The following is a 13,251-nucleotide window of genomic DNA, read 5'->3' on the forward strand; positions in this document are numbered from 1 at the left end:
ACGGTTCTGCTTACGATCGGCGGCGTCAAAGCCTTGCCGGACTTGGGACCGAGAAGATGACCATGGCGGCGTCCGAGAGCTTTTCCGGCCCCGTCCGCTTGATGTAGAGAGACGGCCATGACGCAAGATTCCAAAACGATCCAAGGTCGCACCGGCCCCTGGGAAATCGTCCTCGGCCTCGAGGTCCACGCCCAGGTCGCCAGCAAGTCGAAGCTGTTCTCGGGCGCCGCCGTTGGTTTCGGCGCGGGCCCGAACGAGCAGGTCAGCCTCGTGGACGCCGCCATGCCGGGTATGCTGCCGGTTCTGAACGGCTTCTGCGTTGAACAGGCGGTGAAGACTGGTCTGGGCCTCAAGGCGCAGATCAATCTGAAGAGCCGCTTCGATCGGAAGAACTACTTCTATCCCGACCTGCCGCAGGGCTATCAGATCAGCCAGTTCGACCAGCCGATCGTCGGCGAGGGCGTCGTCACCGTCGAGCGCGACGACGGCACGACCTTCGACGTCCGCATCGAGCGCCTGCACCTGGAACAGGACGCGGGCAAGTCGCTGCACGACCAGGATCCGAACGCGACCTATGTCGACCTGAACCGCGCAGGCACGGCGCTGATGGAGATCGTCTCCAAGCCCGACATGCGCACCTCGGAAGAGGCGGCCGCCTACGTCAAGAAATTGCGCACGATCCTCGTCTACCTGGGCACCTGCGACGGTGACATGGAGAAGGGCAATCTGCGCGCGGACGTCAACGTCTCGGTCTGCCGCCCCGGCGACTACGAGAAGTTCCGTGAGACCGGCAGCTTCAAGCACCTGGGCACGCGCTGCGAGATCAAGAACGTCAACTCGTACCGCTACATCCAGCAGGCCATCGAATACGAGGCCCGTCGCCAGATCGAGATCCTGGAAGACGGCGGCGTGATCGACCAGGAAACCCGCCTGTTCGACCCGACCAAGGGCGAGACCCGCTCGATGCGGTCGAAGGAAGAGGCGCACGACTACCGCTACTTCCCCGATCCCGACCTGCTGCCGCTGGTTCTGGACCCGGCCTGGGTCAAGGATCTGGAGGCGACCCTGCCGGAACTGCCGGACGCCAAGAAGGCGCGCCTGCAGAGCCAGTACGGACTGTCGGCCTATGACGCGGGCGTGCTGATCATCGAGAGCGACCGCGCCGACTACTTTGAAGCCGCCGCGAAGGGCCGCGACGCCAAGCTGGTCTCGAACTGGGTGACCAACGAACTGCTGTCCAAGCTGTCGGCCGGCGGTCACGAGATCGCCGCCTCGCCGCTGCCGTCCTCGGACATTGCCCAGCTGGTCGAGCTGATCGAGAATGGCACCATCTCGTCGAAGATCGCCAAGGAGGTCTTCGAGCACATGTGGGCCGGCGAGGGTCGTCCCGCCGAGATCGTCGAGAAGCGCGGCCTGGTGCAGATCAATGACACCGGCGCCATCGAGAAGGCCATCGATGATCTGATCGCCGGCAATCCCGACAAGGCCGAGGCCGTGAAGGACAAGCCCCAAGCCCTGGGCTGGTTCGTCGGCCAGGTCATGAAGGCCACGGGCGGCAAGGCCAATCCGGGCACGGTCAACGAGCTGCTGCGCAAGAAGCTGGGCGTCGCCGAATAGGCGTCGCAGGCAGCCAGAAACGACGAGGGCCCGCGGCGCAAGCCGCGGGCCCTTCTTCGTTGATGCGAGACTTTTATTAGTTCGGGGCGGCCGGCTCTTCGGCGTGGCCCTTGTGCTTCTTGGACTTCTTGGCGGCCTTGGCGTCGTCGGCCGGAGCTGCCTGCTCTTCAGCGGCGGGCGCGGTGGCCGAGGTCGGGCTGCCCAGATCGGTGGCGCTGCTGGCCGGCGGGGCCGCTTCGGTCGACGGCAGGGTCGTGGCGCTGTCGGCGGGCGGCAGGGCGTCGTTGGTCGGAGCCGGCGTCGTCACGCTGGACTGGGGATCGGCCGGGCTGGTCTGGGGCAAGGTCGACTGAGCGAAGGCCGAGCCGGCGAAAGCGGCGGCGGCCAGGGACAGGACGGCGGCGGAGGTGCGCAGGGTCTTCATCGGGCGGAACCGTGTTGCTGCAACGTCGGAGTGTGACGCAGGACAAACGCTGACGGCGCAATGCGGTCGAATTAGCTTCGCAATCGGGCCTTTGCGCCCCATGCGCGGCGAGGTTGCGGCGCTCGTGACCGCAAAACGGCGCCCTGAGGCATACTCAGGACGCCGCTCATGCCTTCGCAAAACCAGTTGAGGTCTAGCGGTTGGCGATCACGTCGAAGATCAGGCCCGTGGCGATCGCAGCCAGGATGTAGTCATTGCCGCTGCGGTACCAATAGTAGCCGCGGGGCGGCGCGCGCAGACCGTAACGGCCGTAGTCGTTCATCCGATAGTAGTCGCCGCGATAGTATTGCGGCAGATAGGCGCCGCGACGCCAGGCGTTGTAACCGGGGCGATAGCCCGGACGACCGTAATAGGCGGGCGGCGGCGGGCCATAAGACCAGCGATTGTTATAATAGTAGCCGTTGTGACGGCCACGATCCCAACGGTCGCCGCGATCCCAGCCACGGTCGCCGCGGCCGCGGTCCCAGCCGCCGCGATCACGGTCACGGCCGCGGTCGCCGCGATCCCAGTCGCGACCGCCACGGTCGCCGTGTTCCCAGCGGCCGCGATCCTGGGCGGACGCCTGGCTGGCCGACAGAGCCATCGGCCCGGCCACGGCGGCCACGGCGGCGATGGTGAGCATCAGACGTTTCATGTCGTCATCTCCTGATGGTCGGGCGGATCCTTCGAGAGGCGCCGCCAAAAACTTCCCTCGACCTTGAAACGTACGATGACGGTTTTCGGCTGAACCGCATCTGAACGACGCCGTCAGGGATCATTTCACCGGGGAAGCCTTGGCGGGAAGGGCGGTCGCCGCCATGTTCTGCGGCAACGAGAGATAAGCGGGAGCCACGACCGATGAGCCGTCCGATCGAACTGCACTACTGGCCTACGCCGAACGGCTGGAAGGTCTCCATCGCTCTGGAGGAGATGGGGCTGCCCTACGAGATGATCCCCGTGAACATCGGCGCGGGCGAGCAGTTCAAGCCGGAGTTCCTGGCCATCAGCCCCAACAACCGCATGCCGGCCATCGTCGATCCCGATGGCCCCGACGGCCAGCCGATCTCGGTCTTCGAGTCCGGCGCGATCCTGCAGTATCTGGCCCGCAAGACCGGCCAGTTCTATGGCGAGACCGAGCGCGACCGAGTGCTGATCGACCAGTGGGTCATGTGGCAGATGGGCGGGCTGGGACCGATGGCCGGCCAGACCCATCACTTCCGCCAGTACGCGTCGGCGATCATCGCCGACCAGCGCCAGATCGCCTACGGCGCCATCCGCTACACCAACGAGACCCATCGCCTGTACGGCGTGCTCGACAAGCAGCTGGAAGGGCGCGATTTCGTCTGCGGCCAATTGTCCATCGCCGACTTCATGATCTGGCCCTGGATCGTCCCGTGGAAGAACCAGGGCATCATTCTCGACGAGTTCCCCAATTTGAGGACGTGGTTCGAGCGGGTCGGCGCGCGGGAAAACGTGCAGAAAGGCTTTAAGCTGGGCGCCGAGTTGCGCTCCGGAGGCCTGCAATCGTCGGGGAAAGCGGCCGAAGACGCCCGTAGAGTCCTGTTCGGGCAGCGTGCGCGTTAAGGCTCTGATTACTGTGATTTACGCCGAGTAATCAGAGTCAACGAACAGTAACCGGGTGCGTCATTTATGCTCTCTGCGCGCTTAACTATATGTTCAGTGGCGCGGGACTTTTCTTCGATCAGGCTCAGAACCGGCAAAACGCCGGGGCGAGCTTGAGAGAGGAGATGAGCCAATGATGATCATGAATGACGTTCCGCCGGCCGTCGTCGCCATGCTGCCGCTGCCAACCGCAGAGTCGACCGGTGACGAGCTGTTCCGCATGGGCCTGCTGTATTCGACCGGCCAGGGCGGCGCGCCGCTGGACTACGTCTCGGCCCACATGCTGTTCAACCTGGCCGCCATGCGCGGTTCGGTCGAAGCCAAGGTCTACCGCAAGGAACTGTCGCAAGAGATGCAAAGCGAAGACGTCGCTGAAGCTCAGCGCCAGGCTCGCGAATGGCTCGCCCACGGCTGAACCCGGTCACCCGGGTTCAGACTACCTCTCAGCGGATGTTGCCGTTGACTGCGTAGCTGAAGCTGACCGGCAGCAGGTCGCGGAAGTACTGCTGCATGAACAGACCCGTTTCGGCCACGCCGCTGCGCGGCACGTAGACGATATCGAAGCGGCGCAGGGGAATGAGATCCGCGCCGCCCGGGCTGGTCAGGCCTCGTAGCAGGTCCGCCGTCCGCATCATCGCCCGGCCGTCGGGGCCGCGACGAATGATCACAACCTGATTGCGCTTGGCGCTGGTTTTGAAGCCGCCCGCCTGGATGACGGCCCGCAGCGCGTCGCTGTCGCCGGCCATGTCGAAGACGCCGGGATTGCCGACCTCGCCGCCGACGAACACCTTGAGCGGCGTCGTCGACTTCACCGAAACCTGCACCTGAGGCCGTAGCAGTTGGCCGGCATAGGCCTGGCTGATCGAGCCTTGCAGCTCGTCGATCGTGCGATCGGCCGCCATGACCGGATTGATCAGCGGCAAAGTGATGCGCCCGTCGGGTTGCACCGTCGTGGTCTTGTTCAGTTCCGGAGCCGACGGCACGGCCACATCGACCTCGTCGCCCGGATAGAAGCGATAGGACGGCTCGTCCTCGGACCAGTCCGCGTAACCGATATTAGAGAAGTTGGCGGTAGGTCTGGGGCCCGGCGTGACCGGTTCGACGTCCATATGGCCGCAGGCGGTGACGCCGCCGGCCAACAGGATCACGGCTAAGGCCGTCGAAAGGTGCGTGCGGCTCTGCATGCGACAAGTCTTAACAGGAATGGGTAACGAACCCTTAAGGCTGGTCGCCCCACGGTGCGAGCCAGTTTGGATCAATTGGATTCGCATGTCGACGAGCGCCTGGACCAGCGTGCCGCACGACTCGCCGCCCCGTCGGGCTGCGAGCAGTCCCGCTGCGCGTCCGCAATATGCCCCGACCGACTTCGTCACCCTGCTGTGGCGCGAGCGTTTCCTGATGCTTGTCGTGTTCGTGGTCATCGTCGCCCTGGGCTTTGCCTTCGCCACGACGCTGAAGAAGAGCTACACGGCCCAGTCCAGCCTGTTCGTCCGCCTGGGCCAGGAATACGTCTACGAACCTCGCGCCGGCGACGCCGGCCGTGGCGCTGTGCCCAACAATGACGAAGTCATCCAGTCTGAAGCCGAGATCCTGGGCAGCGGCGAGCTGCGCGAGCGGGTGATCCGCAAGATCGGTTTCGCCAACATCTTCCCCAAGCACGCGGCCAAGTACAATGGCGCGACGCCGGAGGGTAAGCGCAAGTTGATCGCCGAGGGCCGCGACACCATCGGCAAGAGCCTGAAGATCGAGACCGCACCGGACAACTCGATCATTCGGCTGGCCTACCAGAACGACAGTCCGGACATGGCCGAGAAGGTGCTCAACACCTTGCTCGAGGAATATCTGGTCTACCGGCGCAGCCTGCTGATCGACGGCGACAACACCGTCCTGCAGCGTCAGCGCGACATCTTCTCTCAGAAGCTGGGGCAGGCCGACGCGGCCTACCAGGACTTCCTGACCACCAACGATATCGGCGACTTCACCGCCCAGAAGACGGCCCTGACCCAGCTGCAGGCCAGCGTGGAGCAGCAGCGCTATTCGGTGGAGGCGCAACTGCAGGATCGCACGGGCCGCCTGGCCGTCGTCGAAGCCGAGTTGGCCAAGACGCCGGCGGAAGCCATTCTCTATCGCGACCTCGACATGACCGCCTCGGCCAAGCTGGCCCAGCTGAAGCTGGATCGCGAAAGCCTTCTGGCGCGCTACACGCCCGGCGCCCAGCCGGTGCAGGACATCAACGCCCAGATCGCCCAGCTGGAGCGCGGCCTGGCCGCGGGGCGCACCGTCGGCGAGGCCGCTCGCCGCAGCGGCCCCAATCCGATCTGGCAGACCCTCGCCAGCACCCGCAACGACCTGCGGGCCGAGGTGGCGGCGCTGCAGCAGTCGCTGACGGCCTACACCCAGCAGACCCAGGGTGTGAACGAGCGCCTGCTGCGTCTGGCGTCCCTGGAGCCGCAGTTCAACGAGCTGTCGCGTGACCGCGACGTGCTGTCCTCCAATGTCCGCGACTTCACGGTCCGCGAGCAGCAGGACGAGGCCCAGCGCCAGATGTCGGCCGAGACCAGCGACAACATCCGCATCGTCCAGCGCGCCGTGGCCCCTTCGACCGGCAAGAGCCTGAAGAAGCCCGTCCTGGCCCTGGCCGTGATGTTCGCCGCGTTCACCGCCCTGTGCGCGGGTCTGGTTCGCATGTTCCTGCGACCGGGCCTGCAGACTCCGGCCTCGGCTTCGCGCACCCTGGGCATGCCCGTCCTGGCCACCGCCGGGGTCAAGCGGTGAGTGCTTTCGTCGCCTTTCGCCAGCAAGGTTAATATCGCAACTTGCGAGACCCCAAGAACGCGGCGATTCGGTAGATGGTGGATTTGAACGTCGAGATGACTGAGCTGTGGAGCGCACTGGGTGCGCCTGCGGCCGGCCGTCCGCACGTCATACAGTTCATCTCGGCTAGGCGTGGGGAGGGGACCTCGACCGTCGCCCGCGAGTTCGCCCGCTTCGCCTCGCATCGCGCCGGCCGCAAAACCTGGTTGATCGATCTCGACCTCGCCAGTCCCAGCCAGTTTCGCGAGTTGTCCGAAGATCCCGCCCGCTACGGCCGGATCGGACCGCCGGTCGCGGCCTCGCCCGATGGCTCGGCCTTCTTCACCGTTCAGCCGCCCGCCCCGCGCGCCGAAGGCGGTGTGTGGCCGGACTCCAAGTTTCTGACGGGCCACAGCGTCGGCGGGCCACGCCTTTGGGTCGCCCGCTTCAATCGCGAAGCCCTGCGCGGTCGCCAGCAGGCCCACGTCATTCCGTCGGCAGACTATTGGCGGGCGCTGCGCAAGCACGCCGAGGTCATTGTCGTCGACAGCCCGTCCATCGATCGCTCGCAGGCCGGCGTCACGGTCGCCGAGCACATGGATCAGAGCGTGCTGGTGGTTTCGGCCGCCGAGCCGGACGTGCGCCGCCCGGCCATGCTGCGCGACGCCCTGACCGCCGCTGGCGGACGCTGCGCAGGCATGTTCTTCAACAAGGTCTCGGTCGAGCCGCCCGGCTTCCTGAAGGCCATCCTGCCGTGACCTGGGACGCCCCCAAGGGCGTTCCGAGCGGCGTCCTGTGGGACGGGGCGGCAGCCGCGCCGCCGCGAACTTCGAACATCTCGGCCTTGGCCATGATCGTGGCCGTCATCATGCTGCTGATCTACAGCGGCGGCTGGCAGTTGCCGCTCTTTGGCGAGAAGGCCGACGAGTCGGCCTCGGGCCTCTTGCGCGTCGCCTATCTGCCCGCCTACGCCCTGGCCTTCTTCCTGATGCTGGCGCGCCCTTGGAACCTGGTCCGGGTGACGCTGCGCCAGCCCTTCCTGATCATCCTGATGGGCGTGGTCGTGGCGTCGATCACCTGGTCGATCGATCCTGGCGTCTCGATCCGCCGGGGCTTCGCCGTGGGCTGCACCACGATGTCGGGCCTGGCGCTGGCCGCCCGGTTCAGCTGGCTGGATATGACGCGCATCATAGCCGCCGTCTTCGCTCTGCTGATCGTGGCCTGCTACGTGATCTGCATCGCCGTGCCGTCAATCGGGGTGATGACCGAGCTCTTCCCCGGCGCCTGGCGCGGCCTGTGGATGGAGAAGAACTCGCTGGGCGGTCTGATGGCGCTCGGCGCCTGCGCCCTGTGGGCCGCGGCCTTGATGGATCGAGATCGCAGCAAGCTGTGGCTGATCTTCGGCGGGCTGGCGGTGGGTCTGGTGCTGCTGTCGCAGTCCAAGACCTCGCTGGCCTCGCTGATGCTGGGCCTGATGGCGCTGGGCTTCGTCTGGATCTGCCAGCGTGGACCCGCCCTCGGCGCCGCGGCGACCTGGGCGGGGGTCACCGGCGTGATGCTGCTGGTCCTCTTCCTGCTGCTGGCTTCCGACGTCTTCCTCGGGATTCTGGGAAAGGACGCCACCCTCACGGGCCGCACCCAGATCTGGGAGGCGGCCATGCGCCAGATCGAACAGCGGCCGTGGGAGGGCTACGGCTATGCCGCGGTCTGGGACGACAAGTCGGGACGCGGTCCCCTGGCCTGGATCGTCCACGACGCCAAGTTCACGCCGCAGCACGCCCACAATTCGTGGATCGAGCAGTGGATCGGCATCGGTCTGTTCGGGCTGGCGGCCTGGGGGCTGTTCTACCTGCAGGCCATGGCCCTGGCGCTGATCGCGGTGTTCCGCGAACGCGGGGCGCTGCTGGCGTTCCCGTTCCTGATCGTCTTTTCCCTGGTCAGCCTGACCGAGAGCATCGCGGTGATCTACAACGACTTCCGCTGGCTGGTGTTCGTCGCCTTGGCCGCCAAGCTGGCCTTCTCGGACCGCGCGCTCGAGAGCTAGAGGCCGATCCTCCTTGCGCCTTCGGCCACCGTCACCACGTCGAAGCCCTCCGCCACAGCGCGGTCGATCAGCCGCTCCAGCGCGCTCGTCGTGCAGCCCCACTGCGAAGGCTCTTCGGCCACGTCATGGGTGTAGAGGATAAGCCAGGCCTTTCGGGCCTTGGCCTTGTCCAGCCAGCTGTGGGCGACCGCCTCGCCGTCTGCGCCTTCGACGCCGACCGCAGGGGCCTGGTTCAGATCGGCGCCGTCGGCGATCAGGCCGTGATGCAGGGCGCGCAGGGTCTTGAAGCGACCCGCCAGCGCCGTCTTCGCCGGTGCGCCAACGTCGCCATAGGGATAGGCGAAGCTGACCGGCTCGCCCGCGCCCCATTGGGCCAGGCTCTCGGCGTTCTGGTCGATGTCGGCCAGGGTGGTCGCCTTGGACGACTGGCCGCAGTCCAGGTGCGAGAAGGTGTGGCAGGCGATCTCGTGCCCGGCCTCATGCAGGCGTCGGGCATCTGCGCCGGTAGCGAAGCGGCCCATGGGGCCATCGCGCCCAGCCAGGCCGGCGGCGAAATAGTAGGTGCCGCGCAGGCCTCGCGCCTCCAGCGCCTTGGCGCCCGCCTCGCAGGCGGTGGCGGGGGCGTCGTCGAAGCTGAACGACACCATGGGCCGCTCCAGCGCGACCTTGGCTGGACGGCGATGGGCCAGGCGGATGAGGCGCCGGCGCAGCTTGCCCTTCAGCGTGCGGTCGGGTTCGTAGGCGTCGACCTTCTCGAATTCGACCTGCATCAGACGGCCTCGATATAGAGGGACGCGCGGTACAGCCGCATGGCGAACGCGCGCAGGGAAACGGGAGCGGCCTCAGCCAGGGCGATCGACTTCAGCATCGGTCGCCACACGCCGCGCAGCGGGATCGGCTTCAGCGCCTTGGCGACCTTGTAGCTGGGATAGGCGCTGACGATGTCGCGATGCGTGGCCACCACGCGGGCGAAATTGGCCGCTGACTGCTCGTACTTGGCGGCCATGGCCGGGGCGGGGTCCAGGCCCAGGTGGGTGGCGGTGTTGTCGATGTGCAGGATCGGATGCTGGCGTACGACCCGCATCGCCCATTCGACGTCCTCCCAGCCCCAGCCGGCGAAGCCTTCATCGAAGCCGATCGTCTCGAACACGTCGCGGCGGACCAGGAGGTTCGAGGTGAAAACGTGCTTCTCCGGCGCTTTGGCGCGCTCGGGCGCGGGCGTACAGTCGCTCTTCAGCGCCATGGCCCGGTGCAGGGCGTGCTCGGGGCGCAGGGGCGTCTGGTCCAGGGTGAAGCCGCCGAACGCCACCGGGGCCTCGCTCTGGGCCACCGCCGCCCAGCGCGACAGGAAGTCGGGCGTGTCGGGCAGCATGTCGCTGTCCAGGAACAGGAAGTGACCGCCGCGGGCATGGCTGGCCAGGCGGTTACGGCCCCTGGCGCGGCCTTCGTTGCCCGACAGCCGGACGAAGCGGGCCGGGACGCGCATCTTCTGGATCCGTCGGGCGATGCGCTCGGCCAGGGCGTTGTCGCCGCCGCCATCGTCCAGCACCACGATCTCGGCTTCAACGCTCGGATCGTCCAGAGCCTTGAGCAGGGCGCTAGGGTCGTCGCGGAAGGTGGGGATCAGGACCGACAGCCGCGGCTGGGCATTGGCCCAGGCGCCGTTCTCGATGCGAAGTTCGTTGATGGCGATGGTCATAGGGCAGGGGCCCTCCGACGAATGAGAACAGAAAGCTTGGCGCGCAGGCCCCCGATGTCGAGGCCCAGCACGATGGCGCCGTAGACAACCGCGCCGACGCCGGCCTTCAAGGCCAGTTCCAGGATACCGCCGAACGCCGGCACGAGCGAGACGCAGACGCCCATGGCCACGCAGGCGACGCCGGCCTTGGCCAGCACGCTCCACGGGATCGGCAGCGGACAGCCGCGCCGGCCCAGGGCCCAGGCGGCGACGGCGCCCAGGCCATAGCTGATCGTCGTGGCCCACAGGGCGCCGTCCAGGCCTAGCCGCGGGATCAGCAGCAGGTTCAGGATCACATTGGCGATCGCCGGCACGCTCATGCTGACGATCAGCAGCGGCGTACGGCGCGCCAAGGTGAAAGCCTGCAGCAGATAGTAGGTCGTCACGCCCGACAGCCAGCCGCTGACGGCGATCCAGGGCGTCACATGGCTGGCGCCGTGGCGCAGCTCCTCGCCGACCATCAGATCCGCCAGGGGGCGGGCGACCAGGGCCAGGCCTACGGCTGCGGGCAAGGTCAGCAAGGTCATGAAGCTGGCCTGCTCGCGAGCGGCCTCGGTCAGGGCGGGCTGGCCGCCGCGTTCCAGGGCCGAGATCAGCGCAGGCGCGCCGGCCATGCCCAGCCAGATGAACACGACGTCCAGGGTGCGACTGCCCAGCGAATAGCCGGCGTGGTAGACGCCGACCGTCGCTTCATCGAGAAATGCGCCCAGCAGCAGGCGATCGGTGCTGGCCAGAACTCCGGCCAGGATCAGCGACATCGAGACCGGCACGCCATAGGCGGCATAGGCCCTGGCCAGATCCCTGTCGAACTTGCCGCCGGTCATACGCTTCAGCTCGCCCGGCAGCACCAGCGCCAGGCACACCGCCGAGGTGACGCCGACGCCTAGCACCGGCGCTGCGCCGCCCAGACCAGTCAGAGCCAGGCCCAGGCCGACCAGGAAGCCGCCCAGGCTCTGGATGATGCTCAACAGCGCCGAGCCCGAGACCTCGCCCGCCGCTCGGCGGCGTTCCTGAGCCAGACGCATCAGGCTGTTGACCAGGGTCGAGGCCACGGCCGCGACGATGGCGATCTTCAGGGGCGGGTTCAGCGGCGACAGCAGGACCGCGGCGCAGGCCAGGGGAACGACGACCGCAGCGCCGATCCAGAGGCGGTAGAGAGTGGCGAAGTGATCGGCCATGCGGCCGTCGCCTTCGCGCGTCGCCAGGAAGCGGGCCATCGCCGCTTCCGTCCAGGTCAGCAGCACGGTCTGGGTCAGGCTGCCGACCGAGAAGGCCAGCGCGTAGACGCCGTACTGGGCCGGGTCCAGTACGCGCGTGAACAGCACGATGGTGAGCAGGCCCACCATGCCCTGAACGATATTGACCGGCAGATAGCCGAGGACGCCGCGCCAGAACATCGGGCCGCGCCTAGCGCACCGCCGACCGGTCGCCCAGCAGGCAGGGGATGGTCATGGCGATGACGTAGAGGTCCAGCCAGAACGACTGGCGTTCGATGTATTCGACGTCCAGGGCGACCCGCAAGCGCACGCTCTCGGGCGTGTCGACGGGACCACGCGAACCCTTGATAGCGGCCCAGCCGGTCAGGCCGGGCTTCATGCGGTGGCGGTGGGCGTACTGGGCGACGAGCTTTGCCGACTCGACGCCGCCGGTCTTCATGCCGATGGCGTGCGGACGGGGGCCGACGATGGACATCTCGCCCGTCAGCACGTTGAACAGTTGAGGCAGCTCGTCGAGGCTGGTCTTGCGGATGAACTTGCCGACCTTGGTGACGCGGTCGTCATTGGCGCTGATCTGACGGGCGGCGTTGGCGTCGGCCATCTCGTGGCGCATCGAACGGAACTTCCAGACGAGGATCGCCTCGTTGTTGAAGCCGTGGCGACGCTGGCGGAAGAAGATCGGGCCAGGACTGTCCAGCTTCACGGCCAGAGCGACGATCAGCATGACCGGACCGGCGACCAGCAAGCCCACGCTAGCCACGACGACGTCCTGGGCGCGCTTGAGCAAGGCGCGGCGCTTGGAGCCAGACTTGGCGCCGGTCAGGTCGCTCTCGTGGCCGGCGGCGATGCGGGCCAGGGCCGCATCGTCTTCGTTGGAGCCGCCGACGTCGATGAAGAGATTCAGCGGGTTGGGCAGCACGTCCAGCTTCTCGACCAGCTGGCGCACGCGGGCCTGGGCGGTCGAGGCGACGGCGATCACCACGCGGTCGACATAGGGCATGATGCGGTGGTCGAGCAGGGCGGTGGTGTCGCCCAGCACCGGCACGCCCATGATGTTCTCCGGCGCGCGGTCCAGGCGGTCGTCGAACACCCCCAGGACGTTGACCTCACCCGTGCGCATGGCGGCCTCGATCAGGCGCTGAGCATTGGCTGTGGCGCCGACCACGACGATGTTAGGCGTCAGGTGGCCCTGGGCGCGGCCGCGCGCGATGATCGTCCACCACACTGCGTGCAGGCAGGCCACGACAAGGACTGCGCTGGTCAGCGTCGCATAGGCAGTGGCGCCGCCACGACCGGAGCCCAGAATCGGCAAGGCGGCGGCGCCGACGGCGGCCGCCAGAGCGAGGATGACACCGCCCAGATGGCGCAACAGGCTTGCCTTGCGCGGGAAGGCATAGCCGCCGGCGATGCGCAGGCCCGCTGTCACGACCAATGCCCAGAGCACGGCGGCGACCGGATGACCTTGCAGCGTCAGGGCCAGAGCGAAGCCGGCCGCGGCCAGCATGTCGACCACCCGGAACGTCCGCGCCAGCAGGCGCGCCTCCAGTCGAGCCCGCGAGGGCACCAGCTGTCCCGGCCGAAACGGCCCGCGACGCGCCCGTCCGGGATCGCCGCCGGCGCCCTGAACGACGCGTTGCGTGATGTCGCCCGACGCGACAAAGGCCGAGCCGGAGGGGGCGCTGGAAGCAGGCGAGGGCAGTGGACGCATGACGCTCGTCTTTGAAAACCTGCGTTCAACCTAACGGTGGCGTCTGAG

13 protein-coding genes are annotated in these 13,251 nt (G+C 67.3%); 6 read left to right on the forward strand and 7 right to left on the reverse strand.

The window, feature by feature from the left end:
• Positions 1-117 precede the first annotated feature (117 nt).
• Positions 118-1,617 carry an Asp-tRNA(Asn)/Glu-tRNA(Gln) amidotransferase subunit GatB gene (gatB, locus tag E1H18_RS14150; RefSeq protein WP_172269427.1) on the forward strand — a complete coding sequence of 500 codons (1,500 nt, stop codon included), beginning with the start codon at positions 118-120 and terminating at the stop codon, positions 1,615-1,617.
• 76 nt (positions 1,618-1,693) lie between these two features.
• Here the strand turns inward: gatB and E1H18_RS14155 are convergent, their stop codons facing one another.
• Together E1H18_RS14155 and E1H18_RS14160 are read right to left on the reverse strand one after the other, a co-directional pair.
• A complete protein-coding gene (locus tag E1H18_RS14155; protein ID WP_172269429.1) occupies positions 1,694-2,041 on the reverse strand; it encodes a proteophosphoglycan 5 in 348 nt (115 codons plus the stop codon).
• Between the two features lie 193 nt (positions 2,042-2,234).
• Entirely contained in the window at positions 2,235-2,735 is a 501-nt protein-coding gene (locus E1H18_RS14160; protein WP_172269431.1) for an RcnB family protein, read from the reverse strand.
• 203 nt (positions 2,736-2,938) lie between these two features.
• Here E1H18_RS14160 and E1H18_RS14165 point away from each other — a divergent pair, with 203 nt between their 5' ends.
• Both E1H18_RS14165 and E1H18_RS14170 read left to right on the forward strand, forming a co-directional pair.
• Positions 2,939-3,664, forward strand: coding sequence for a glutathione S-transferase N-terminal domain-containing protein (locus tag E1H18_RS14165; protein ID WP_172269433.1), 726 nt, complete (start codon positions 2,939-2,941; stop codon positions 3,662-3,664).
• Between the two features lie 172 nt (positions 3,665-3,836).
• Positions 3,837-4,118, forward strand: coding sequence for a sel1 repeat family protein (locus tag E1H18_RS14170; protein ID WP_172269435.1), 282 nt, complete (start codon positions 3,837-3,839; stop codon positions 4,116-4,118).
• A 28-nt stretch (positions 4,119-4,146) separates the two neighbouring features.
• Here the strand turns inward: E1H18_RS14170 and E1H18_RS14175 are convergent, their stop codons facing one another.
• Positions 4,147-4,887, reverse strand: coding sequence for a polysaccharide biosynthesis/export family protein (locus E1H18_RS14175; protein WP_172269437.1), 741 nt, complete (start codon positions 4,885-4,887; stop codon positions 4,147-4,149).
• Positions 4,888-4,972: 85 nt separating this feature from the next.
• Between E1H18_RS14175 and E1H18_RS14180 the strand changes: the two genes are divergently transcribed.
• The 3 genes from E1H18_RS14180 to E1H18_RS14190 all read left to right on the forward strand — a co-directional run bounded on the left by E1H18_RS14180 (position 4,973) and on the right by E1H18_RS14190 (position 8,540).
• On the forward strand, positions 4,973-6,478 hold the full coding sequence (locus E1H18_RS14180; RefSeq protein ID WP_172269439.1) for a GumC family protein: 1,506 nt from the start codon (positions 4,973-4,975) through the stop codon (positions 6,476-6,478).
• Between the two features lie 74 nt (positions 6,479-6,552).
• Positions 6,553-7,254, forward strand: coding sequence for a sugar kinase (locus tag E1H18_RS14185; protein ID WP_172269441.1), 702 nt, complete (start codon positions 6,553-6,555; stop codon positions 7,252-7,254).
• A gap of 92 nt (positions 7,255-7,346) precedes the next feature.
• Positions 7,347-8,540, forward strand: coding sequence for an O-antigen ligase (locus E1H18_RS14190; protein WP_172269591.1), 1,194 nt, complete (start codon positions 7,347-7,349; stop codon positions 8,538-8,540).
• On the opposite strand, the gene E1H18_RS14195 is transcribed toward E1H18_RS14190, so the two are convergent.
• The 4 genes from E1H18_RS14195 to E1H18_RS14210 are packed head-to-tail and all read right to left on the reverse strand — an operon-like array spanning position 8,537 to position 13,203.
• Positions 8,537-9,310, reverse strand: coding sequence for a polysaccharide deacetylase family protein (locus tag E1H18_RS14195; RefSeq protein WP_172269443.1), 774 nt, complete (start codon positions 9,308-9,310; stop codon positions 8,537-8,539). The two genes, E1H18_RS14190 and E1H18_RS14195, sit on opposite strands and share 4 nt — an antisense overlap.
• Entirely contained in the window at positions 9,310-10,239 is a 930-nt protein-coding gene (locus tag E1H18_RS14200; RefSeq protein WP_172269445.1) for a glycosyltransferase family A protein, read from the reverse strand. The genes E1H18_RS14195 and E1H18_RS14200 overlap by 1 nt, the downstream gene beginning before the upstream one ends.
• A complete protein-coding gene (locus tag E1H18_RS14205; RefSeq protein WP_172269447.1) occupies positions 10,236-11,675 on the reverse strand; it encodes a lipopolysaccharide biosynthesis protein in 1,440 nt (479 codons plus the stop codon). The genes E1H18_RS14200 and E1H18_RS14205 overlap by 4 nt, the downstream gene beginning before the upstream one ends.
• Positions 11,676-11,685: 10 nt before the next feature.
• Positions 11,686-13,203 (reverse strand): exopolysaccharide biosynthesis polyprenyl glycosylphosphotransferase, encoded by a 1,518-nt coding sequence (locus tag E1H18_RS14210; protein ID WP_172269458.1) that lies wholly within the window; start codon positions 13,201-13,203, stop codon positions 11,686-11,688.
• Positions 13,204-13,251: the final 48 nt, after the last annotated feature.

The organism is Caulobacter sp. RHG1 (assembly GCF_013181195.1).
Lineage (GTDB): Bacteria > Pseudomonadota > Alphaproteobacteria > Caulobacterales > Caulobacteraceae > Caulobacter.